The organism is Candidatus Poriferisodalis sp. (assembly GCF_965203655.1).
Lineage (GTDB): Bacteria > Actinomycetota > Acidimicrobiia > Acidimicrobiales > Poriferisodalaceae > Poriferisodalis.
Map to the genome: position 1 here is coordinate 204,507 of NZ_CBDBDD010000009.1, position 21,079 is coordinate 225,585.

The window sequence follows — 21,079 nt, forward strand, 5'->3', positions numbered from 1 at the left end:
CGGGACACTAGCGACCACCCCGAACCCACCCCGCACAGCGGCTGTCTCAGCGGGACGATGCGCCGCCGTCGATGGTGATTGAGGTTCCGCTGACGTGGCTCGCCCGGTCTGATGCGAGGAAGGCCACGACGTCGGCTACCTGCTCCACCGTGCCCGGCGCCGGGTCGGCGGGGATCACCTCCTCCCAGCGCGACTCGTCGCCGAGCTCGTCGATCGCTTGGCGGCGGAGCATGTCGCTCATCCGGTCGGTGATGATCAGGCCGGGGTTGACGGCAACCACGCGCACGCCGTCACGCAGGCTGCGGCTGCCGAGCGCAGCGGTCATGGCGACCAGGCCGCTGTTGCCCACCCCGCCAGCGATGTAGGACGGCTGCGGTCGCAGCGACGCCACCCCGATCACGTTGACGATGACCCCGCTTCCCCGGGCCGTCATCAGCGGCAGCACGGCCCGGCACAGGTCGATGTAGCCGAAGACCTTCAGGTCCCAGGCATCGCGCCACGTCGCGTCGTCGACCGTCACGATGTCGCCGGCAGGTATCGCCCCGGCGTTGTTCACCCAGATGTCCGCCAGGCCGGCCCCGCTGCCGTCGCAGCCGGTCTCGGCAAGCAGCGTCTGGCGGCCGTCGGCCGCCGACAGGTCGACGGCATGCGTCGTGACGGTCGCTTCGGGTGCCGCGTCCCGCACTGCTTCGGCAGCCTGTGCCAGCACGTCCGCCGACCGGGCCGCCAATGCCACATCGCAGCCTTCGCTGGCCAGCGCGAGTGCGCACCCCAGCCCGATGCCCTTTGATGCGCCGGTTATCACGGCACGCCTGCCCGTCAGCCCCAAATCCATCGGCTCAACGTAACCCCATACTCCCCGGCCGGATCGAAGCGCGGCCGGTCAGCCGGGCGTCCGCCTAGAACAGTGGTGGCTGTGCGGCTTGGTACGGGTCGGTGTCATCGCGTGCAAGCCGCATGCTGCGGATCTGTTCCCAGATGTCGGCGAGTTCGGCTGAGGGGCGGTACCGCCTCCCGCGTTTGTCGCCGAGCGCAGCGAGCAACCCTGCCCTCACCATCAGCTGCAGGTCTCGTGAGGCCATGCCGTCGCTGATCGGCTCTCCGCTGTTCGTCTCGGTACGGGTGCGGTACAGGGATCGCCGCACGGTCCACCCGCGGGCGGCGTCGCAGAGCGTGCCCACTGCGCGTTCGGGCAGGCCGCGCTGTTGAGCTAGCTGGCTGCACGCATCCCACAGCGTCTCGAACTCGAGCACTCGGCGGAGCACGGTGTGCGCTTGGCGAAGGTGCGCTGTCAAGCAGAACTCGATCCAGGGGCGAGCGCTGCGCTCCGGCGACCAGCGACCATCGGCGACCGCGTTGAGTGCCGCGTAATAGTCCAACGTGTTGCGTCCGAGGTACTCCTCGATGCTGAGAAACTCCGACGCGAGCGGATCGTCGTCCCGCACGGCTGCAGCGGCGAGCAACAGCGTCTGCACACAGCGCGCCATCCGGCCGTTGCCGTCGCTGAATGGATGAATCAGCACCAAGTTGAGGTGCGCCATGGCCGCAGCGACCATCGTCGGCACGGTGTCATCGGCGAAGAGATCGGCGCACTGCTCGAAGTACTCGCCGAGCAAGGCTTCGATGACATGGCGCTCTGGGGCGTCATACACCGACTCGCCGTCGGCGTCGGCAACCCAGATCGCACCTGGACGCAGTTGACCCGGGTTGTGGGCGAGGTCATGCCTGATCATCATGAAGTGCAGCGACCGGAGAGTCGACAGGTCGACCGGCAGCGGCGGGGCCGACGAGGTCGACGATTCGGGGCCTGCCGCGCTTCGTGCCGACGGATCGCGAAGCCGGTTTCGCGGCGACACGCCGGCAGCGAGCTGAAGTGCGTACGTCATTGCGTCGCGATAGCCGGCTACAGCACTGACGGTGTCCTCGGACACCTCGGCGATCGGCTCATCGTCATCGATGACCGCCGCCGCATCCTCGACGCTGGCGTGATACCCCTCGATCGAGTTCGAGCCCTGGACAGCGCGCGCGAATTGGGCCCGACGAAGGGTGCCGTACCAACGTCGTCGCATGCGGAGATAGGGCCTGAGCTGTTCGCGCAGTTGCTCGATTTCGTCCGCGACAGCTGCGTCGGTGGCTGTCATACCGGGGACTTCGTAGATCACGCGCGTGATTCTACCTATTTATTCGTCACTTGACGATGAATATTAATTGTCAATTGCTAATGAAATGATAATATGAAACAAGCACCGGGGGAGACTCGGCACTGGGCAGTACCGGGTCGGGCGGTGGTGGCGTTCGGGCGGGGTTGGCGCGGTGGTTCTACGCTGCGCGCATGGCGAGCGCCGACGAGGTCTGCGACGAAGCCCGGACGTGGCTGGAAGAGCACTGGCACCGCGAACGGCCGCTCATCGAGTGGCGCAACCTGCTGGCCGACACCGGCTGGGGCACGCCGTCGTGGCCGACCGAATGGCACGGGCGGGGTCTGCCGCCCTCGATGGACGCCGTGGTGGCCCGCGAGTTCGATGCCGTCGGAGCGGTGGGCGTCGCGGCCGGCGTCAGCATGTATCTCGTGGCGCCGACACTGCTGGCACACGCCGATGACGACCAGAAGCGGCGCCACCTGCGCCCGATCCTGACCGGCGAGCACAAGTGGTGCCAACTGTTCTCCGAGCCCACCAACGGCTCGGACCTGGCGGGGCTGGTGACCCGGGCCGACCGCGACGGCGACGAGTGGATCGTCAACGGCCAGAAAGTCTGGAACTCGGGCGCCCACAAGGCCCGGTTCGGCATCCTGATGGCGCGCACCAACTGGGACGTGCCCAAGCACCAGGGCATCTCGTACTTCCTCATCCCGATGGACCAGCCCGGCGTGGAAGTGCGCCCGCTGCGCCAGATGAACGGCCACGCCACCTTCAACGAGGTGTTCTTCGAAGACGCCCGGGTGCCCGGCAACGAGCTGGTCGGCAATCCCGGCGACGGCTGGCGCATCGGCCTCACCACGCTCACCCACGAACGGGCGGCAGTGGCCACACGCCGTCCCCGCTACCCCGCCGACGGCGGCCCGACGGTCGAGCGGGCCCGCCAGGAGAGCGACGAGTACTTCGCTACCTACAAGTGGTACCCGCAGCGCGCCGGACGGGCCAACCTCGTCGTGCCCGAAGCGCAGCGCACCGGCCGGGTCAGCGACCCGGTGATCCGTCAGCAGATCGCCCGGGTCGAGACGCTGCGACGCATCTCGTCGTGGACCACCCAGCGCGCCCGCGCCGCACGCGCCGCCGGCAAGCCGCCCGGCCCCGAAGGCTCGCTCACCAAGCTGAACATGTCGGTGACTGCCCGGGCGTGCCACACCGCCCACACGATGATCGCCGGCTCCATGGGAATGCTCGTCGGCCCCGACTCCAACGCCGACGGCATCGTGTCGGAGATCCTGATGTCCACCCCGGCCATGTCGATCGCCGGCGGCACCGACGAGATCCAGCGCAACATCATCGGCGAGCGAGTCCTGGGCCTGCCCAAAGAACCCGACGACGCCAAGGACATCCCCTACAAGGACGCCCGCCGCAACTGAGGCCCCTCGATACGATCGGTCGCATGGCCACGCTCGGCATACGGCATGCGGTGCTGTGGGTGAAAGACCCCGAGGCATCTGCCCGCTTCTACAACGAGGCGCTGGGGCTCGAGGTGGTGAACCGCTACGGCACTGCGGTGTTCATGGCATCGCCCGACTCCAACACCGACCACGACCTCGGGCTGTTCGACGCTGCCGGCGAGGGCGCCCCGCCGCGTCACGTGGGCCTGTACCACGTGGCTTGGGAGGTCGCCACGCTCGCCGAGCTGGCCGAGGCCAAGATCCGGCTGGCCGAGATGGACGCGCTCGTCGGCGAGAACAATCACGGCGTCAGCCGCAGCCTGTACTGCCACGATCCCGACGGCATCGAGTTCGAGGTGATGTGGGAAGTGCCGGTCGACCTCTATGAAGACGGTGCCCCGAGCAACATCCCGCTCGACCTCGACGCCGACATCGCCCGCTGGGGCGCCGACTGCCTCAGCCGCGGCGCCCGCCCCGCCGCCTGACACCGCCGGTCGACCGCGGCTCGGGTGAGCGCGGAACGGCCCACAGCTAATGTCGCCACCAAGCTTGATCGCTCGACGGCGGAGGAGGCGGACGATGCTGCGACTCACGTTCCTGCTGCGGCGCAAGAAGGGCATGACCCGGGCCGAGATGCAGGACTACTGGCTGAACGTGCACGGCCCGCTGGTGGTATCGCACTCGGCCACGGCCAAGTTCCTGCGCTACGTGCAGGTGCACACCACCAGCGACGATCACAGCCGCCTGCCGGGCCGGCGCGGCGAGATGGAAGAGCCCTACGACGGCGTTGCCGAGGTGTGGTGGGAATCGAAGGAATCGATGCTCGCCGCGATGCGCACCGACGAAGGGCGCGAGTTCGACCGGGTGCTGGTGGAGGACGAGCTCAACTTCGCCGACATCGAGAACTCCTCCGCGTACTACTGCTACGAGTACCCGCAGGTGAACCCGACGCCCGAGAACATCGTGGCCACCGAGCGGTCCAGCCTGGTCAAGCTGTACTTCCCGCTGCGCCACCTGCCGTCGCTGAGCATCGACGAAGCGCAGCGGTACTGGCGCACTCACCACGGGCCGATCATCCGGCGGCAGGCCCAGTCGTCGGGCATCCTGCGCTACCAGCAGGTGCACGCCGACGAGCACTCCTTCACCGCGGCCGTCAACCGCTCACGAGGATCGCAGGTGGAGCCCTATACGGGTCATGCTGAGGTCTGGATGGACCGCAGCGCCATGGGCAACGCGATCCCCGAGAACCGGGCGGCATCGCGCCGGGCCTACGAGGACGAGTCCAACTTCATCGACTTCGGACGCTCAGTGATGTTCCTCGCCAAAGAACACGTGATGGTCGACCGCCGCTGAGCGGATCAGTCTTCGACGACGTGGCTAGCGAAGCGGCCGAGCGAGGCCAGCCAGGCGTCTGACGAGATCTCACCCTCGGGCGTGAGCGCCGACGCTGCGTCGGCACCCATGTCGGTGACGTGGTGGAGATTGTCGATGACTGCGAGACCCTGGCGGCCGAACGAGATCAGGCCGGAGGGTGCCAGCGAGGCGAGCCACTCGGCCACGGCAGCGCGATCGGTCATCGTGGCTCGCTCGAAGACTGGGTACACCGACGGCAAGCGCCGCACGGTTGTCTCCGCGGAGGAAGGCGCCGGCAGCCCGCTGGCTTCGAGGTCCGCGGTGACCTGCTCGGCGATCTCCACGTCATCGGCATGCCAGATCTCGTCGTGGGACCAGCAGGGAATCTCGGCACACAGCACTGACTGTCCTGCCGGGTCGTCTCCGTCGCGGTAGTTCTTCGGCTCCGACAGCCTCGCGACGACGGTGTCGGGTCCCGGGAAGTAGTGGGCGTCGTACGGCGTGTACTGATCTCGATCGACAACGAGGTATGCCAGCACCATGGACCGGGTGCGGCATCGCTCCAGCGCATCGGCGATCTCCGGAGGCGGTGCGGGTGTCAGGATCGACGCGAGCGTCGGGATTGGCACGGTCGACAGCACCGCATCTACGTGCAGTGCATCGCCGGTCTGCTGACCCTGTGGTTGCAGGTGCACGGCGACGCCCTTCGCATCCAACTCGATACCGGCGGCAGCCGTGCTGAGACGCATGTTGACGCCGGCATCGACGGCAGCGTCGGCCATGGCCTCGCTGAGCTGGCCGTAGCCGTGGCGGGGGTACAGGAACTGGCGACCTTTGGGCCGGGCGGCGCGCACCACCCGCCGCAGCACGTCGACGCCGCTGGTCGCTGAGACCCGTCGGCGGGCCAATTCGGCATCCAGCTCGGCGGGCTCGACGCCGTACAGCTTGCGCGCGTAGGGGCCGTAGAACTCGTCGGCCACGGTGGGGCCTAGGCGCGCCCGGACCTCGGCATCGAACGACGGGCCCGGCGTGCGCCGCAGCGGGCCCGTCACCATGTCTGCGGCCACCCGCAGCCCGAACGACGGCGGCACGTGCGTGAGGAGATCCCAGGTGCGCAGCGGGAAACCGATCCAGCGATCGCGCAGGCGGATGCGCCCGTTACGGGGCCGTACCTGCAGGTCGTCGCCCAGCAGCCGCTCGAAGCGGGCACGCTGGCGCTCAGAGATCGCGTCATGCAGGCGATGGGAGCCGTAGTCGACCCGTTGGCCGGCGAACTCGAAGCTCCCGGCCATGCCGCCGACTGCGGCGCCTGCCTCCACCAGCGTGCAGCTATGGCCGGACTCGACCAGGTCGAGCGCCGCAGACAGGCCTGCCGGCCCCGCGCCGATCACGACGACGTCAGCCATGGCGCCGTCCCGAAGCACACGTGCCGACCGCCGGCACGGGCTGCGGCCGGCAACGCAAGCAGCCTCGAATCGCTTTGTGTAAGGTAACCCTAATGTCAGGCATTGAGCACGCTGAATGCAAGGTCGTGGTCACTGGGGCTGCAGGCTTCATCGGCTCACACCTTGTCGACGCATTGCTCGGGGCCGGCCGTCGTGTCGTCGGTATCGACTCGTTCGATCCGTGGTACAGCCCCTCCCACAGGGCACGCAATATCGAGACCGCCTGCGCCGACCCGGGGTTCCGGCTCGAAGTCAAGGATCTTCGCACGGCAGACCTGCGAGAGCTGTTCGATGGGGCGAGCACCGTGTACCACCTGGCAGCCCGGCCAGGAGTGCAGCACTCGTGGGGTGCCGGGCTGACCCGCACCATCGAGATGAACGTCATGGTGACCGGCGAGGTGCTCGAGGCCGCCGTCACCGCAGGTGTCGGCCGTGTCGTGCTGGCGTCGAGCTCGTCGATCTACGGCAACACCGCTGCCGCGGGCGGCTCGCGCAGCAAGGCGCCGCTCAGCCCCTATGGCGTGTCCAAGGCTGCCTGCGAAGACCTGGCCGACGTGTACCGCCATCGCGGGCTCGATGTCGTGACGCTGCGCTACTTCACCGTGTTCGGCCCGCGGCAGCGGCCCGACATGGCGATGCACCGGCTGTTCGAGGCCACGCGCCGGTGCGGCCCGTCGTTCGGGCGGCGCGGCAGCGGCCAGCAGTCGCGGGAATTCACCTTTGTCGGCGACGCGGTGGATGCCACCGTGCTGGCCGGCGCTGTCTCCGAGGCCCGCAACCGCACGTTCGACATCGGCGGCGGCTGTGTCGTGTCGCTCAACGAGGTCATCGAGGTGGTGGGACGGATCGCCGGGGCTTCCGTGCGGGTGCGACCGGAGCCCACACCCGCCGGCGAGCCCTGGACCACCATGGCCGCGAACGACGAGGCCCGGACGATCCTGGGCTGGCAGCCCCGCACGAGCCTGCGGCACGCGCTGTGCGCGCAGTGGGCGTGGCATCAGGGGATCCGGCTCGCATCGATGCCGTCGGCGCCGCGCCCAGCAGAGCTCGTGCCCGCCGGGGTGTGAGGAGTCGGACCCGGACGGCTGCAGCCGCGCCACGCCGTTGCCGCGCTGGCGATCAGCGCGACGGCCCACAGCCAGTGAAGCGCCACTGACCCTGCCCCGCCGAAGGACTGGTAGTCGGGCAGCAGCGCCGACCACGCCTGGTACCAAGGGTTCGACGTCTCGGCAAAGTCGACGATGAGCGTGCGACGATCGGTTGACGTCTCGATCGCCAGCCACACCCAGCCGAGCGCTCCGACGATCCAGCTCCCGAGCACCACCCAGCGCAATGCAGCGATGCGCTCGGCGGCCAGCGCGATGACGGCGACCGCGGCGGGCAGGATCACCACGAGCTGGCGGCCGGGCCACCACCACCCGTGCATGGTGAACGCAACCCAGGTGGCCACGCCGTAGCCAACCGCAACCGTTGCGCCGATCGCCCACCATCTCGGCGGCCGCACACGGGCCAGCACCGCCATCGCACCGGGCAGGGCGAGGTACGCGGGCATCCACGCGGCCAACCCGAACTCGCGGTCCACTAGCAAGCCCACCAGCCGCCGGGTGCGGCCCAGGTAGTCGGGACGGCGGCCGACCACGGAGAATTCGCTGCTGACGAAATGGTCGCCGGCCGCGTACACGGTCCATCCGCCGTAGATCGCCTGGTGCAGCCAGAGGTACACGGCACCGGCGATGACGTAGAACACCGCCTCGGCCAGCAGCGCTCGCCGCCGGTGCGGCCACATCCGCACCACCACCACCAGCGCGAGCACCGCCGCGAGCGGCACGTACTTCACCGACAGCCACGGCAACGCAACGACGGAGACGGCCGCCACCACCCGAGCAGGGCGCCCGAGCGGACCGCACACCGCGGCCAAGCCCACGGTGACGCACAGCGCCGCCGGCATCTCGGGATACACCTGCGAGCCGTAGGCCACCAGCGGCGGCGTCGCGAAGAACGCCGCCACGATGCCGGCGGCGATGCCGAGCCTCACTCCCAGCCGACGCACTGCCAGCCACAGCGCGGCAGCGGCCGTGAACGCAGCGAACGCTGCCAGCGTCGCCTTGGCCGCGACCCAGCCACCGGCGCGCATGGGTCCAGCCAGCAGCAGCGGCAGCAGCGGATCGTGCGGGCTGAGCCGCTGCCCGTCCTCGTTGAGCGGCCTGGTCTGGGGATCGAGATCGATCTCGTGATACGGCAGGAAGCTCCGCTCGCGCAGCTCGTCGGAGATGTCGAGGTCGAAGTCGGTGCCGAGGCTCAGCGCCGTGGTGAGGTACTGGGGCTCGTCCGCGCTGACCCGGGCGCCGTAGGTGGCGCGGGCGTCGATGGCGATGAGCGCCCATGCCAGCGACCACAGCGCCACACCGGCCATGGCCAGCGCGAGCCCTCGTCTCGCCACGCCCTCATCACACGAAACGGCAGGCTCGACGCTCGCTGCCGACCCCGTCACGCTGTCACCTGCGTTCTGGACCCGAGGCCTGCTCCTGGCGGCGAACGACGAGGAACCAGGTCAGCAGGAACGACATCGCCACCAGGGTCACGCCCATCAGGCCCGCCTCGGCCACGAAGGCATCCTCGAAGGAACCGAAGATCTGGGTGGCGAGCGTCGAGAAGCCCAGCGGCGAGATCAGCAGGCTGATCGGCAGTTCCTTCATGACCGACAGCAGCACCAGGCCGGCGCCGGCGAGCAGGGCCGGACCCATGAGCGGCATGTCGATCGTGAAGAAGCGGCGCAGGGGGCCGGCACCCAGGAGGCGCGCCGAGTCGTGCAGGCGGTCGGGCACGCTGCGCACCGCCACGACGCTGACGCCCATCGCCAGCGAGCCGAACCGCACGATGTAGGCGAAGATCAGCAAGGCGAAGGTGTCGCCGAACAGCGTGAACGCGATGTCGGAGCGCAGCGTCCAGAAGCGCATCGACAGGGCGATCAGCAGCCCGGGCACCGCGAAGGTGCTGATGACCACGGCGTGGGCAATCCAGCCCGCCCGCGAACGGTAACGGCCGACGAGAAACGCAATCGGCAGCACGGCGGCCACCGCCACGATCGCAGCCACCACGCTCACCCACAGCGTGTTGAGGGTGGCATCGGCGACCCGGGAGTAGTCCACGGTGAGCGGCCGGCCGTCACCGAACGTGCGTGCGACGCCGCCGGCGGCCCAGTCCACCAGGGCGACGAGGGGCGCGCCCACGCCGGCGAATGCGGCCACGGCCACAGCGGCGGTTGCCAGCGGTCGCCAACGGCCCAGCCGCAGGGTCGTCGGTTGGCCGCCGCTGGCTCGCGAACCGTCGGGCAGCCGTCGTGAGAACCATCGCTCCGCCAGCACCACCACGGCCGCGAGCACCAGCAGCATCAAGCTGAGTGCCAGCGCGGCGGGCGGGTCGGCCAGGTGATTGGTGGCGATGGCGCGTGTCAGCGTGTCGTAGCGCATGAGCTGCACCGCACCGAAATCGCTCAGCGTGTAGAGGAACACCAGCAGCGTGCCCGCCCCGATCGCGGTGGCGGCATAGGGCAGCGAGATGCGCCAGAACGCCGCGAGCGCGCTGTCGCCCAGCAGGCGCGCACTCTCCTCCAGCGAGGACGGGAGCTGGCGCAGGCGCGCCGCCACCGGGATGTATACGTACGGGTAGCACATCAGCAGCAGCACGAGCCAGGCGCCGAAAAAGCCCCGCAGCTCGGGCGTGGTGCCCACGCCGAGCCCGCTGAGCATGTCGTTGGCCAGCCCGCCCGGGTTCAGCGTTCTGATGAACGCCGCAGCGCCCAGGAACGTGGGATACACCAGCGGCAGCGGCAGCACCACTCGCCAGAAGCGCCGGCCCGGCAGGTCGGTGCGGTGGGTCAGCCACGCCAGGCCGGTGCCCATCACCAGCGAGCCTGCCGACACCGCTGCTGCGAGCTTCAGCGTGCGCCACAGCGGGGCGAGCGTGCGCTGGCTGAACAGCAGGTTACCCGGATCGGAGCCCTCGCCGAATGCCCGGTAGGTCAGGTAGATGCCGGGGAATGCAAACGCGAACGCCAGCACGAGCCCGCCGGCGCGCAGCAGCGCCGGCGTCTTGCGGCTTGGCCGGCCTGCCTGGGTCTGCCTGGGCATCGTCGTGGCCCGGCTAGCAGGCAGGGCCCGGGGCCGTGGAGGCGCTCACTGGTTGAGGATGCCACTCGCTTCGATGATTGCGGTCGTCTCGGCGAATCCGCCGCCCAGCGCGTCGAAGTCCACGCTGCCGATCTCGAGTGCCTGCAGCGGCGGCAGGATGTCCACCGGCTGGACGCCTGCAGCCAGCGGGTACTCGAAGGTCTCCTCGCTGAAGTAGCGCTGGACGGGCTCGCTGAGCAGGTACGACAGCAGCTCGTTGGCCTCGGCGGTCCGCTCGCTGGAGGCCGTCACCGTGGCTGCGGTGATGATGAGGAGCGAGCCGATGTCGTCGTCGGCCAGATCCCAGTTGGACGCCCGGTGGCTGTCGCCTTCCGCCGCGGCTTCTTGGTACTGGTAGTAGTGGTTCACGAGGCCCATCTCGATCTCGCCCCGCCCGGCCGCTTCCACGATGGACCGGTTGTTGGGGTAGTAGCGGGCGTCGTTGTCGACCATGTCCGACAGCCATCCGGCTGCCACGTCGGATCCGTACTGATCCCGGAACACGGTGAACCAGTCGATGAACGAGCCGTTTGTGGCAGGGATCGCCACCTGGCCGCGGAATCGCTCGTCGGTGAGGTCGAACACTGACTGGGGCAGCTCGTCGGGCGAGTAGCTGTCGATGTTGTACACCAGCACCCGCTTGCGCCCCGAGAAGCCGACCCAGGTGCCTGATGCAGAGTGGTTCTGGGGCTCGACCAGCGCCAGCACGTCGGGGTCGATCGTGCCGAGCAGATCCTGGCTCTCCAGGAAGCCCACCGGTCCGGGCGATCGTGACAGGAAGACGTCGGCCGCTGTGCGGTCGCCTTCCTCGGCCAGCAGCAGCGCCAGGTCGGTCGAGCCTCCCCAGCGCACTGCCACGTCGATGCCCTTCTCACAGGCGAACGCATCGAGGACAGGCCGGATGAGGTTCTCGGTGCGGCCCGAGTAGATGGCGATTTCGTTCCCCGTGCTCGACGCGCACTCGCCGCCGTAGATCCCCGCTGCGGGGCCGTCAACGAAGCGGGGGGTGCTGTCGCCGCCGCATGCCGATACGGCCAGCGCGGAGGCGATGACGACTGCGGCCGCCAGACGTGCTGGCCGTCGGCGGCGCAAGATGCCGCGCAGGGAAGGGAGCCGGTCGAGATGCGGGATGGGCATGGGGCGCGAATATAGCGGCGGTTTCTTCTTGATGTAAAGTAAACCTAACTTGCTATGGTTCGCATTCTGAACCCAATGGCGAACCCAGTGTCATATCTCCGGGCGACGCTGTCGCGTCGAGCGGGCGCAACGGTTGTCCTTGCCGTCACTGCCGTCGCGGTCGTCTTGGTGGTGCGGGCGACCGATGGCGCGGCGCTCGCTGCTGCCTGGCGGCGGGCAGCGTCCGAGCCGATCAGCGTGGCAGTCGCGCTCAGTGCCTTCGCTGCGGCGTTCACGATGCGCGCCGTGGCCTGGCGGCGAGTGCTGCCCTCGCTGAGCTTCGGTCACTCGCTCGCCGGCATCCACCTGGCGCTCGGCGGCAACCACGTGCTGCCGCTGCGCCTCGGCGAGGCCCTGCGCGTGGTGAGCGTGGTGAGGCGCACCCCGATCAGCACCGATGCTGCTGTCGCCTCATCGCTCACGCTGCGCACAGCCGACACGCTGGCGCTGCTGGGATGGGCGCTCGCCGCCAGCCCGGTGGTGCTCTTCGCGATCATGGGAACCGCCGGATGGCTGCTGATCGGCGCGGGCATGGCGGTGATCGCTGCTGGTCTCGCGTGGTGGTGGCTGCGGGCTTCGGTCGGCGGACGAAGCGACGTGCGCCCACCCGGTCTTGCTGCCCTCGGGCTTTCGGCGCTGGCGTGGCCCGCAGAGGCGGTGCTGGTTCACGAGGCAGCTCACTGGGCCGGCCTCGAGATCAGCGCAGCTGAGGCGGTCGGTGTCACCGCGCTGTCGGTCATCGCGCAGATTGTCGCGATCGCACCGGGCGGATTCGGCACCTATGAGGCGGCTGCCGTGGCTGCCTATGCGGCCTTCGGCTACGACCCCGCTGCTGCGCTGGTCGCGGCGCTGACAGCCCATGCGCTGAAGACCGCGTACTCGGTCGTCGCCGGCGGGGTGGCCGCGGCCATTCCGGCCCCGGGTGTGATGGCGACCCGCGCGCGCACCAGCCACGCGGAGGCCGAGCGTTGGTCCGGGGTGGACGGCAGACCCGTCCCTGATCAAATCCCGACGCTTGAGCTGTACGTCCGGGGAGACGCCGCGAGCCGGCCGCCGGCCGTCCCGTTGCCGCCCGGTGGAGACCGGCCGCTGGTGGTGCTGTTCATGCCCGCCTTCAATGAGGAGGCATCGGTCGGCAATTGCGTCCGCCGCGCCCCAGCGTCGGTGCTCGGTTGCGATGTCGAGGTGCTGGTGGTGGATGACGGCTCAGCCGATGCGACCGCCGAGCGCGCCCGCGCCGCGGGTGCGACGGTCATCTCGCTGGCTGCCAACCATGGTCTGGGCAACGCAGTGCGCGTCGGCCTGGCTGCGGGTGTCGAGCGCGGTGCGGCAGCCGTCGTCTTCTGCGATGCCGATGGGGAGTACGCGCCGGAGGAATTGCCGGCGCTGGTCGGGCCGATCCTCGCCGGCACCGCCGACTACGTGGTGGGCAGCAGGTTCGGGGGCCAGATCGAGGTCATGAAGCCGCACCGGCGTTTCGGCAACGTCGTGTTGACGCTCGCACTGTCGGCGGTGGCGCGCCGACGCATCAGCGACGGGCAGAGCGGCTACCGGGCCCTCTCGCTGGACGCAGCGAGGCATGCGGAGATCCTCCACGACTTCAACTACGCGCAAGTGCTGACGCTGGACTTGCTCGACAAGGGCTACCGCTATGCCGAGGTGCCCATCAGCTACCGCTTCCGCACGACCGGCGACAGCTTCATCAAGCTCGGCCGTTACCTGCGCCACGTCGTTCCCGCTGTGGCCCGCGAGCTGACAGCCGGCCGCTCAACCGCCGTTTCCGAGTCTGCATTAGACAAAGCTACTATTAGTCGATAGGTTTACTTATCAATCAGTAGTTGGCAGTGCTGACATAAAGATTCTGAGGAACCACCCACCGAACCGCGGCCGAGCGATGTGATGCCTGCGCCGCCATGACGAAAGAGACAGCAATGCTTCATTCCCGACGCACTTGGGGAGTTCTGATCGCCGTGTTCGCGGCGTTCGCGCTGCTTGCAGCCTCGTGCACCGGCAGCGACGACGGATCGGAGGTACGCGAGATCGGCGAATCCTCTGGATCGGTCAGCGGCAGCGCCTCAGGCTCTGGCAGCGCCAGCGGTTCGGCCTCGGCATCAGGCACGCACACAGGATCTGCCAGCGGCTCCGCATCCGCGTCGGGAACGCACACTGGTTCGGCCAGCGGTTCTGCGTCGGCAACGGGCATGTCCTCGGAGATGACGCCCGGCGACGGCGGCTACGAGTACGCCTCCAATGTCGATTCCCACCGGCTGGTGGTAGCTGACATCTGCGGCATCGGCGACCTGCTCGATGCCGGCGACTTCGCCGCCGTGGAGGACATCTATCGCAACGGCAAGAACTCGGTGAAGAGCGACGGCTCCATCCGCACCATCGGCGGGTTCGCGTCCCGCGACGATCGCAGCCACGGGCACGACGTCTACTACGGAACGCCGACGCCTCTCGATGACTTCGTGAGCGCTGCGCTCGACGGCACTGGCATGTTCGCCGGCACCAGCGATGCCGTGCGCGGCCAGGGTGTCGAGAAGGGCATCCAGAACCAGGTGATGGTGGCCTGGGTGGTGCACGAGCTCGACGCTGCGCTGGCCAAGGCAGCCGACGGCAACTTCGATGCTGCCAGCGGCGCGCCGCACAACTGGGATGAGGCATGGGCCTTCTACCACGGCGCCGAGCCGGGCTGCGCGCCCTACGCCACGGCCAACATGCGCGCCGGCAACTTCGCCACGATGGGTGCCGACGGCGAGACCGCCCAGGCGAACGAAGCGATCCTCGCTGCGATGATCGAGGGCCGCGACGCACTGCTCGACGGCGACACGGACGGTACCGAGGCAGCGGCCCTCGAGATCGTGCGCAACCTGGTCATCACCTACTCGCAGGCGGCGATCCGCTATGCGTCGCTCATCGAAGGTGACCTGGCGGACGGCAACGACGCCAAGGCCGCCGAGCATCAGGCCGAGGGACTGGCGTTCTGGCGGGTCATCGAGCCCTACGCCGTGCCCGCGGGCGCCGACGCAGCGGCGATGTCGGCCATCTTCGATCTCGACAACCCGCCCGGCGCGAACGGCTACGGCGATGCCGTGCGCGCCGCACTGCAGCCGGCGTGGTCATCCCTCGGCATCAGCGCCGACGACATCGGAACGCTCCAGTAGCCCCTCCGCTCCTCCCAGATGCGGCGGAAGCGGGCAGGCCCCAATTCGGACACAGGGGCCTGCCCGCTCTCCGCATCTGGAACCGGGACTCGAGTTCAGGTGAAGCGCAGCGGCTCGGCGGCGCTCCAGTCGACGGGCTGCTCGTCGAGGTTCAGCGCCAGCCGGTGCCACACCAGCTCCACCGGTGGCGGACCCACCGGGTCCGTCTCGGCGGCGGCGTTCACCATCAGCTCGTACATGGCGCCGTCGGTCTCGTCGGTAGGCCGGGCCAGCAGCGCCATGAACGCCTCGGCCATCTCGCAGGGCTCGAGCATCCGCGGCTGCCAGCGCCCGAACACACGCTCGTTGCCGGCGTACTCATTGGTCATGCCCGTGCGCACGAACGGCAGCAGCAGCGTGAAGCACGTGACCAGGTCGGCACTGCGGCCCAGGTTCACCTTGAGCACACTGGGAAGCTGCAGCACCGCCCAGTTGCTGAGCGCGTAGCCGGGCACTGCCGGTCCAGGGTCGACGGCCTGCCGGGACGACACGTACACAAACTGCGCCTGCTCGCCGGCGTACACCGCCTCGCCTGCCCACAGGTGGGTCGATGCCAGGAAGCCGTCGACTTTGGTGTCGAGCACCAAACGTGACTGCTCCAGGTTCTCGATGAACGCCTGGCGCACCCGGGCTCGCCTGAGCGAAGAAGACTCGCCCTCGACCGGGCGCAGCGTGCGGCCCAGGCTGTAGCCCGATTCGGTGAGCCCCGAGTTGCAGATCACGAGGTTCGGCGGCAGGCCGCCCATCTGGTCGATGACGTAGCTGCGGATGGCCCACAGGTCCCGCAGGTTGGTGACGTCGGCCTGCACCGGAAAGGCATGCACGCCCTCGTCGCGCAGGCGGTCCACCAGGTCGAACCCGTCCTCGTAGCTGCGATGGAAGTGGATGCCGACCGAGTCGGCGCCGTTGAGCCCGGCGCTGAGCGCCATCGCCTGGCCGATGCCGCCGTCCTTGCCGGCACCGGTGATGAGCACCCGCTTGCCTTCTACCCCGCCGCGCAGCGCATCGAAGCGGAACCTGTCGGTAGGCGCGGTGTAAGTCATGGCGTTGCTCCTCGTCGAGCTACGGGCTGGGCTGTTGTTGTCTGCTGGAAGCTGCCGGTCGGGTGACCGTGCGGGCAACCGGAGCAGACCGCGAGTCTGCCCTACCTGAACAGGGGCGAAGTACGCACCCCGACGGCCGAAGGCATGCCGGGGCGGGCACGAGGCCAACGAAGCGGTCTGTTGCTCAGCGGCGGATGTCGGGTGCGCCGAGGCGGGCAGCGTCGGCGGTCTGATCGTCGGGCCTCGTCTGGCTCTCGCGCTCGGCCTCGACCCGGGCGTGGTAGTGCCACACCTCGCGCTCGATGGTGTCGGGCGACCAGCCCAGCTCGGCACCCATCAGCTCCGCGGTGTCCTGCGCCACCTCGACGCCCCGATCCCACGCCTCCACCGAGAGCCGCGTGCGCCGTGTCAGCACGTCGTCGAGATGCAGCGCAGCCTCGCTGCGCACGGCGTGAGTGACCTCGGCGCGCAGATACGGATGGCCCTCGGCCAACGGCGCAGCCAGGTCGGGCTGCTCGGCGATCAGCTCGACCACTTCGTCGATGCGGTCGCCGTGGCGCTCGAGCAGGTGCACCGCGGCGGCCCGGCTGATGCCGGCGCCCGCTGCGATCTCGTCCTGGCGGCGGCGCCGCTCCTCGTAGCCCGCGGCGCCCACCAGCGGCGTCACGCCGGTGGCGGATCGGCGGGCTGCGGCATTCCGTCGACGGCGGGAGAGCTTGGGCGGCGTGCGGCCGTGAGCAGACGCGACTTCGGCGAGCGCCATCTCGACCGTGTCGGCCGCCATGACGCGATAGGTCGTGTACTTGCCGCCGGCCACCGAGACCAGCCCTCGCGCCGCCCGGGTGACGGTGTGCTCACGGCTCAATTTGGCGGACTGCTCGGCATCTGACGGACTGTCGCCGGCCACCAGCGGGCGCAGGCCCGCGTAGACGCCGCAGATGTCGTCGCGGCTGATGGGGTCGGCGAGCACGCCGTTGAGCCGCTGCAGCAGCAGATCGATGTCGGCGCTGCTCGCAGCAGGGTGGGCGTAGTCGAGATCCCAGTCGCTGTCGGTGGTGCCGATGATCCACCGGTCGCCCCACGGAACCACGAACAGGACGCTGGGCGGAGTCGGCACGATGAGCCCGCAGCCGAGGTCGATCCGGTCCCGGGGGACCAGCAGGTGGATTCCCTTGGAGGCACGAATGCGGGTCCGCAACCCGTCGGCGTCGGGCGAATCGCGCTCAGCAAGCTGCTCGATCTGGCTCGTCCACACACCGGTGGCGTTGATCACCGCATCGGCATCCAGCCTGAACGTGCGCCCGGTCTCGCCGCAGTGCGCGATGACGCCCCGCACCGCTCCGCCGGTGACGATCAACTCCTGGACGCGGGTGGAGCTGAGGATGCGCGCCCCATGGGCAGCGGCCGTGCGGGCGATCGCGACCACAAGGCGAGCGTCGTCGGTCTGGCCGTCCCAGTAGGCGATGCCGCCACGCACCACGCCTGGATCGAGGCCCGGTGCCAAGTTCTGCGTGCCGGCGGCGCCGAGGTGCCGGTGCGAGCCGATGCTATGGGGGCCCATCCCGGCCATCAGGCTGTACAGCAGGATGCCGGCGCCGGTGCGCAGCCGTTCTCGCCAGCCCCGCCGGATGGGGTAGAGGAACTGCACCGGTCGCACCAGGTGAGGGGCCAGCCGGCCCAGCAGCAGCCGACGCTCGTTGAGCGACTCGGACACCAGGCCGAACTCGAGGCGCTGCAGGTAGCGCAGCCCGCCATGGATCAGCTTGGACGAGCGGCTCGATGTGCCCGACGCCAGGTCACGCTGTTCGAGCAGGGCCACGCTGCGGCCCCGCAGCGCCAGGTCCAGCGCGCAGCCCGCGCCGGTGACGCCGCCGCCGATGACGACGACGTCAACATGGCCGCCGCTGATCTCGTCGAGCCAGGCGGCGCGCTGGGACGGCCCGAGCCGGCCGTCACCGGCAGTGTCGTTCACTGCTCAGGTGAACTCGTGCGGCAGGTGGCGGCGGGCTGCCCAGCCGAACAGGATCCAGCCGAAGTCGCCCTCAGTGAGATTGCGCTGCGCTCTGCGCGCGTCCTCGGCGGAGATCGGGATGCCGCGGGTGGCCTTCATCTGCACCTCAGCCACGCGTTCGGCAAGCACGAACCAGCCCACCGCGTCGGCCGGGCTCGTCCCCACCGTGAGCAGCCCGTGGTTGGCCAGGATGACCGCGCGGCAGTCGCCGAGGGCAGCGGCGATGCGCTTGCCGCCATCCGTGGAAAGGACCTGCACTTCCCCGTCGTCGAAGAGTGCATGGTCTTCGAAGAAGCAGGTCGCCTCCTGGTTGATCGGTTCGATCATCCGCCGTTCAGCCGAGAACGGCGTGCCCCACTGGGTGTGTGTATGCGCGGCGGCGCCGATGTTTGGCCGGGCCTCGTGGATGGGGTGATGTATGTGGTAGGCGGCGTTGTTGATGGTGGCCGGCCTGCCGTGCTGGTCGGCGGCGGTGCCGTCGGGCGCCACGAGCACGAGGTCGTCGACCGTTGCTCGTTCGAACGGCACGCCGTACGGCAGCAGCCACATGTGGTCCGGCTGCAGCGGGTCGCGGCAGGTGATGTGGCCGTCGCCCAGCTCGCCCCAGCGGAGCGCTCCGAACAGGCGGTACGCCTGTGCCAGGTCGGCGAGCAGTCGGGAGCGCTCGGCGTGCGGGTCGGCCTCGAACGGTTCGGCGGTCTCCGTGGCAGGGTCGCAAGCACTCACTGCGCGAAGTCTGCCACGCCCTCTGTCGAGTTATGTCCGTAACCGCTTGCGGACTAGTCTCGGCCAAGCACGCATGTGCGCCTGAGATGGGGGTCACATGGCGACGGTCACTCTTGATCGGCTGACGAAGAAATACCCGAACGGCTTCGTCGCCGTCACCGAGCTGAACATCGACATCGCCGACGGCGAATTCCTGGTGCTGGTAGGGCCGTCGGGCTGCGGCAAGTCGACGGCGCTGCGGATGGTGGCGGGGCTTGAGGAGATCAGCGACGGGGAGCTGCTGATCGGCAGCGAGCGCATGAACGACGTGGAGCCCAAGGACCGCAACATCGCCATGGTGTTCCAGAGCTATGCGCTGTATCCCCACCTCGACGTGGCCCGCAATATCGGCTTCCCCCTGAAGCTGGCGGGCGTCCCCAAGGCGGAGATAGAGGAGCGGGTGCGCACCGCTGCACGCCTGCTGGAGCTGGAGCCCCTGCTCGGCAACAAACCGGCACAGCTCTCGGGCGGCCAGCGCCAGCGCGTAGCGATGGGCCGGGCCATCGTGCGCGACCCGGCGGTGTTCCTCATGGACGAACCCCTGTCCAACCTCGACGCCAAGCTGCGGGTGCAGATGCGGGCCGAGATCACCGCCCTGCAGCACCGGCTGGGTGCCACCACCATCTACGTCACCCACGACCAGGTCGAGGCCATGACGATGGGCGACCGGGTCGCCGTGCTCAAGGACGGTCTGCTGCAGCAGGTAGACCGCCCGACCGACCTCTACGAGCGTCCCGACAATCTCTTCGTGGCCGGCTTCATCGGCGCGCCGTCGATGAATCTGCGCATGGCCCGACTCAGCTCAGGCGCCGGCCCTGATGGCGCCTGGCAGTTGCAGATGGGCTCCCAAGTGCTGGATCTGCCAGGGCGAGTGCTCGATGCGAAGCCGGCACTGCGTGCCTACGACGGCGCCGACGTTGTGGTGGGCATCCGGCCCGAAGCATTCGAGGACGCCTCTGTTGCAGGCGACGACGTGCGGCCGAGCCTGTCAGCGGAGGTGTCGCTGTCAGAAGCCTTGGGCTCAGACCTGCTGCTGCACTTCCCGCTGGACGCGCCGTCGGTGGAAGCTGGCGACCCCGATGCGCTCGAGGGCATCGAGGACCGCATGGTCATCGCCCGCGTTCATCCGCGCAGCACCGCCCGCCCAGGCTCGGCCATCGAGCTCAGCGTGGACGTCGACGAGCTGCACTTCTTCGATCCCCAGACCGAGGCCGCCATCCGCTCCTGAGTCGCTCGTGTGCTGCGGGCTCAGGGGTTCCAGAGCTTGCGGTGCGGCATGGTCTGCAGCACCAGCCGGCCGAACAGGTCGCACTCGGCAAGGTGCGGGTAACCGGAGAGGATGAAGGCGTCTATGCCTGCTTCTTGGTAGGCGCCGAGCTTGGAGGAGACCTCTTCGGGGCTGCCGACTATTGCTGCGCCGGCTCCGCTTCTGGCTCTGCCGATGCCGGTCCAGAGGCCTTCTTCGGCGAAGCCGTCGTCGTCGGCGCTGTCGCGTAGCTGGGCTTGGCGTTGTACGCCTACTGAGGCCGAGTCGAGTGCTCGGGCCCGGATTGTGGCCCCGGTGTCGTCGTCGAGCTGGCTGACCAGCCGGCGGGTGGCGTCCATGGCTTCTGCGGTTGTGGGGCGCACGATCATGTGCGCTCGCAGGCCGAACTTGAGTTCGCGACCTGCTGCTGTGGCCCGGTCTCGCATTTCGGTGACGGTTTCGGCGACGCCTGCGATCGTGTCAGGCCAAGTGAGGAACACGTCGGCTGCGAGGGCGGCGGTGTGCTTGGCGTCGTCGGAGAAGCCGCCGAAGTAGAAGGGCGGGCATCGGCCGCTGACGGTGCCGACGCGGGGCGGATCGAGCTGCACCGAGACGAACTCGCCGTCGAAGTCGACCGGTTGGCCGTTGAGCAGGGTGCGCAGCACCTCCATGTGCTCGCGGGTGCGCTGGTAGCGGGGGGCCGACGGCAGCGGTGCGCCGGGCAGGTCGCTGGAGATGATGTTGATGGTGAGCCGCCCGCCCGCCATCTGGTCGACCGTGGCGAGCTGGCGTGCTAACTGCGGCGGCCAGAGCTCGCCCATGCGCACCGCCAGCAGCAGGTTGATGCGACTGGTGCGCGTGGCGATGCCGGCGGCGAACGCCGTGGCGTCGATGCCCAGCGAGTAGCCCGAGGGCAGCAGCACGTTGTCGAAGCCGTTTCGCTCTGCTGTGGTGACGATGTCGGCGCAGTGCTCCCAGGTGCTGGCCAGTGTCGGGTCTGGCACGCCCAGGAACTCGTAGTCGTCGTCGCACAGCGCCGAGAACCACGCAATCTCCGGCGGGGCTGTGTTCATTGGCCG

At 69.1% G+C, this 21,079-nt stretch carries 17 protein-coding genes; 7 read left to right on the forward strand and 10 right to left on the reverse strand.

Translation table 11 applies throughout. The features are described 5' to 3' along the window. Nucleotides 1–46: 46 nt before the first annotated feature. Both ACOGW9_RS12330 and ACOGW9_RS12335 read right to left on the reverse strand, forming a co-directional pair. Nucleotides 47–835 (reverse strand): short-chain dehydrogenase/reductase, encoded by a 789-nt coding sequence (locus ACOGW9_RS12330; RefSeq protein ID WP_419911651.1) that lies wholly within the window; start codon nucleotides 833–835, stop codon nucleotides 47–49. 64 nt (nucleotides 836–899) lie between these two features. Then, a complete protein-coding gene (locus ACOGW9_RS12335; RefSeq protein ID WP_419911653.1) occupies nucleotides 900–2,162 on the reverse strand; it encodes a Fic family protein in 1,263 nt (420 codons plus the stop codon). Between the two features lie 170 nt (nucleotides 2,163–2,332). Between ACOGW9_RS12335 and ACOGW9_RS12340 the strand changes: the two genes are divergently transcribed. The 3 genes from ACOGW9_RS12340 (at nucleotide 2,333) to ACOGW9_RS12350 (ending at nucleotide 4,942) form a co-directional block, all read left to right on the forward strand. Then, on the forward strand, nucleotides 2,333–3,568 hold the full coding sequence (locus tag ACOGW9_RS12340) for an acyl-CoA dehydrogenase family protein (protein WP_419911655.1): 1,236 nt from the start codon (nucleotides 2,333–2,335) through the stop codon (nucleotides 3,566–3,568). 23 nt (nucleotides 3,569–3,591) lie between these two features. Further along, nucleotides 3,592–4,074: a VOC family protein gene (locus ACOGW9_RS12345; protein ID WP_419911657.1), complete on the forward strand. Its 483-nt coding sequence runs from the start codon at nucleotides 3,592–3,594 to the stop codon at nucleotides 4,072–4,074. Nucleotides 4,075–4,168: 94 nt separating this feature from the next. Continuing rightward, nucleotides 4,169–4,942 (forward strand): EthD domain-containing protein, encoded by a 774-nt coding sequence (locus ACOGW9_RS12350; protein ID WP_419911659.1) that lies wholly within the window; start codon nucleotides 4,169–4,171, stop codon nucleotides 4,940–4,942. A 5-nt stretch (nucleotides 4,943–4,947) separates the two neighbouring features. Here the strand turns inward: ACOGW9_RS12350 and ACOGW9_RS12355 are convergent, their stop codons facing one another. Then, on the reverse strand, nucleotides 4,948–6,348 hold the full coding sequence (locus ACOGW9_RS12355; protein WP_419911661.1) for a protoporphyrinogen/coproporphyrinogen oxidase: 1,401 nt from the start codon (nucleotides 6,346–6,348) through the stop codon (nucleotides 4,948–4,950). 92 nt (nucleotides 6,349–6,440) lie between these two features. On the opposite strand from ACOGW9_RS12355, the gene ACOGW9_RS12360 reads away from it, so the two are divergent. Next, nucleotides 6,441–7,454: an NAD-dependent epimerase/dehydratase family protein gene (locus ACOGW9_RS12360; RefSeq protein WP_419911663.1), complete on the forward strand. Its 1,014-nt coding sequence runs from the start codon at nucleotides 6,441–6,443 to the stop codon at nucleotides 7,452–7,454. Here the strand turns inward: ACOGW9_RS12360 and ACOGW9_RS12365 are convergent. From ACOGW9_RS12365 to ACOGW9_RS12375, 3 genes are read right to left on the reverse strand one after another with little or no spacing between them, the layout of a single operon-like run. After that, nucleotides 7,385–8,827 (reverse strand): hypothetical protein, encoded by a 1,443-nt coding sequence (locus ACOGW9_RS12365; RefSeq protein WP_419911665.1) that lies wholly within the window; start codon nucleotides 8,825–8,827, stop codon nucleotides 7,385–7,387. The two genes, ACOGW9_RS12360 and ACOGW9_RS12365, sit on opposite strands and share 70 nt — an antisense overlap. A 55-nt stretch (nucleotides 8,828–8,882) precedes the next feature. Next, nucleotides 8,883–10,517 carry an ABC transporter permease gene (locus tag ACOGW9_RS12370; protein ID WP_419911668.1) on the reverse strand — a complete coding sequence of 545 codons (1,635 nt, stop codon included), beginning with the start codon at nucleotides 10,515–10,517 and terminating at the stop codon, nucleotides 8,883–8,885. A gap of 45 nt (nucleotides 10,518–10,562) precedes the next feature. Beyond that, nucleotides 10,563–11,693: an extracellular solute-binding protein gene (locus ACOGW9_RS12375; protein ID WP_419911670.1), complete on the reverse strand. Its 1,131-nt coding sequence runs from the start codon at nucleotides 11,691–11,693 to the stop codon at nucleotides 10,563–10,565. Between the two features lie 75 nt (nucleotides 11,694–11,768). Here ACOGW9_RS12375 and ACOGW9_RS12380 point away from each other — a divergent pair, with 75 nt between their 5' ends. Together ACOGW9_RS12380 and ACOGW9_RS12385 are read left to right on the forward strand one after the other, a co-directional pair. Next, the gene (locus tag ACOGW9_RS12380) at nucleotides 11,769–13,550 is read left to right on the forward strand and encodes a lysylphosphatidylglycerol synthase domain-containing protein (RefSeq protein WP_419911672.1); all 1,782 of its coding nucleotides are present in this window, start codon (nucleotides 11,769–11,771) and stop codon (nucleotides 13,548–13,550) included. A 113-nt stretch (nucleotides 13,551–13,663) separates the two neighbouring features. Further along, nucleotides 13,664–14,896 carry an FEA1-related lipoprotein gene (locus tag ACOGW9_RS12385; protein ID WP_419911674.1) on the forward strand — a complete coding sequence of 411 codons (1,233 nt, stop codon included), beginning with the start codon at nucleotides 13,664–13,666 and terminating at the stop codon, nucleotides 14,894–14,896. A gap of 95 nt (nucleotides 14,897–14,991) precedes the next feature. Here ACOGW9_RS12385 and ACOGW9_RS12390 read toward each other — a convergent pair whose 3' ends face one another. The 3 genes from ACOGW9_RS12390 to ACOGW9_RS12400 all read right to left on the reverse strand — a co-directional run bounded on the left by ACOGW9_RS12390 (nucleotide 14,992) and on the right by ACOGW9_RS12400 (nucleotide 18,715). Beyond that, on the reverse strand, nucleotides 14,992–15,978 hold the full coding sequence (locus tag ACOGW9_RS12390) for an SDR family NAD(P)-dependent oxidoreductase (RefSeq protein WP_419911676.1): 987 nt from the start codon (nucleotides 15,976–15,978) through the stop codon (nucleotides 14,992–14,994). 184 nt (nucleotides 15,979–16,162) lie between these two features. Further along, the gene (locus ACOGW9_RS12395) at nucleotides 16,163–17,887 is read right to left on the reverse strand and encodes a glycerol-3-phosphate dehydrogenase/oxidase (RefSeq protein WP_419913073.1); all 1,725 of its coding nucleotides are present in this window, start codon (nucleotides 17,885–17,887) and stop codon (nucleotides 16,163–16,165) included. 66 nt (nucleotides 17,888–17,953) lie between these two features. Further along, nucleotides 17,954–18,715 carry a class II aldolase/adducin family protein gene (locus ACOGW9_RS12400; protein WP_419911678.1) on the reverse strand — a complete coding sequence of 254 codons (762 nt, stop codon included), beginning with the start codon at nucleotides 18,713–18,715 and terminating at the stop codon, nucleotides 17,954–17,956. Between the two features lie 97 nt (nucleotides 18,716–18,812). Here ACOGW9_RS12400 and ACOGW9_RS12405 point away from each other — a divergent pair, with 97 nt between their 5' ends. Continuing rightward, on the forward strand, nucleotides 18,813–19,982 hold the full coding sequence (locus ACOGW9_RS12405; protein ID WP_419911680.1) for an ABC transporter ATP-binding protein: 1,170 nt from the start codon (nucleotides 18,813–18,815) through the stop codon (nucleotides 19,980–19,982). A 20-nt stretch (nucleotides 19,983–20,002) separates the two neighbouring features. Here ACOGW9_RS12405 and ACOGW9_RS12410 read toward each other — a convergent pair whose 3' ends face one another. Then, complete coding sequence (locus tag ACOGW9_RS12410) at nucleotides 20,003–21,073, reverse strand: LLM class flavin-dependent oxidoreductase (protein ID WP_419911682.1); 1,071 nt, start codon at nucleotides 21,071–21,073, stop codon at nucleotides 20,003–20,005. Nucleotides 21,074–21,079: the final 6 nt, after the last annotated feature.

Excerpts from the sequence above, each read along its gene's own strand:
- ACOGW9_RS12330 (WP_419911651.1), bottom strand. The coding sequence starts at position 835 with ATGGATTTGGGGCTGACGGGCAGGCGTGCCGTGATAACCGGCGCATCA.
- ACOGW9_RS12340 (WP_419911655.1), top strand. The coding sequence starts at position 2,333 with ATGGCGAGCGCCGACGAGGTCTGCGACGAAGCCCGGACGTGGCTGGAA.
- ACOGW9_RS12345 (WP_419911657.1), top strand. The coding sequence starts at position 3,592 with ATGGCCACGCTCGGCATACGGCATGCGGTGCTGTGGGTGAAAGACCCC.
- ACOGW9_RS12350 (WP_419911659.1), top strand. The coding sequence starts at position 4,169 with ATGCTGCGACTCACGTTCCTGCTGCGGCGCAAGAAGGGCATGACCCGG.
- ACOGW9_RS12355 (WP_419911661.1), bottom strand. The coding sequence starts at position 6,348 with ATGGCTGACGTCGTCGTGATCGGCGCGGGGCCGGCAGGCCTGTCTGCG.
- ACOGW9_RS12360 (WP_419911663.1), top strand. The coding sequence starts at position 6,441 with ATGTCAGGCATTGAGCACGCTGAATGCAAGGTCGTGGTCACTGGGGCT.
- ACOGW9_RS12370 (WP_419911668.1), bottom strand. The coding sequence starts at position 10,517 with ATGCCCAGGCAGACCCAGGCAGGCCGGCCAAGCCGCAAGACGCCGGCG.
- ACOGW9_RS12375 (WP_419911670.1), bottom strand. The coding sequence starts at position 11,693 with ATGCCCATCCCGCATCTCGACCGGCTCCCTTCCCTGCGCGGCATCTTG.
- ACOGW9_RS12380 (WP_419911672.1), top strand. The coding sequence starts at position 11,769 with ATGGCGAACCCAGTGTCATATCTCCGGGCGACGCTGTCGCGTCGAGCG.
- ACOGW9_RS12385 (WP_419911674.1), top strand. The coding sequence starts at position 13,664 with ATGCTTCATTCCCGACGCACTTGGGGAGTTCTGATCGCCGTGTTCGCG.
- ACOGW9_RS12390 (WP_419911676.1), bottom strand. The coding sequence starts at position 15,978 with ATGACTTACACCGCGCCTACCGACAGGTTCCGCTTCGATGCGCTGCGC.
- ACOGW9_RS12405 (WP_419911680.1), top strand. The coding sequence starts at position 18,813 with ATGGCGACGGTCACTCTTGATCGGCTGACGAAGAAATACCCGAACGGC.
- ACOGW9_RS12410 (WP_419911682.1), bottom strand. The coding sequence starts at position 21,073 with ATGAACACAGCCCCGCCGGAGATTGCGTGGTTCTCGGCGCTGTGCGAC.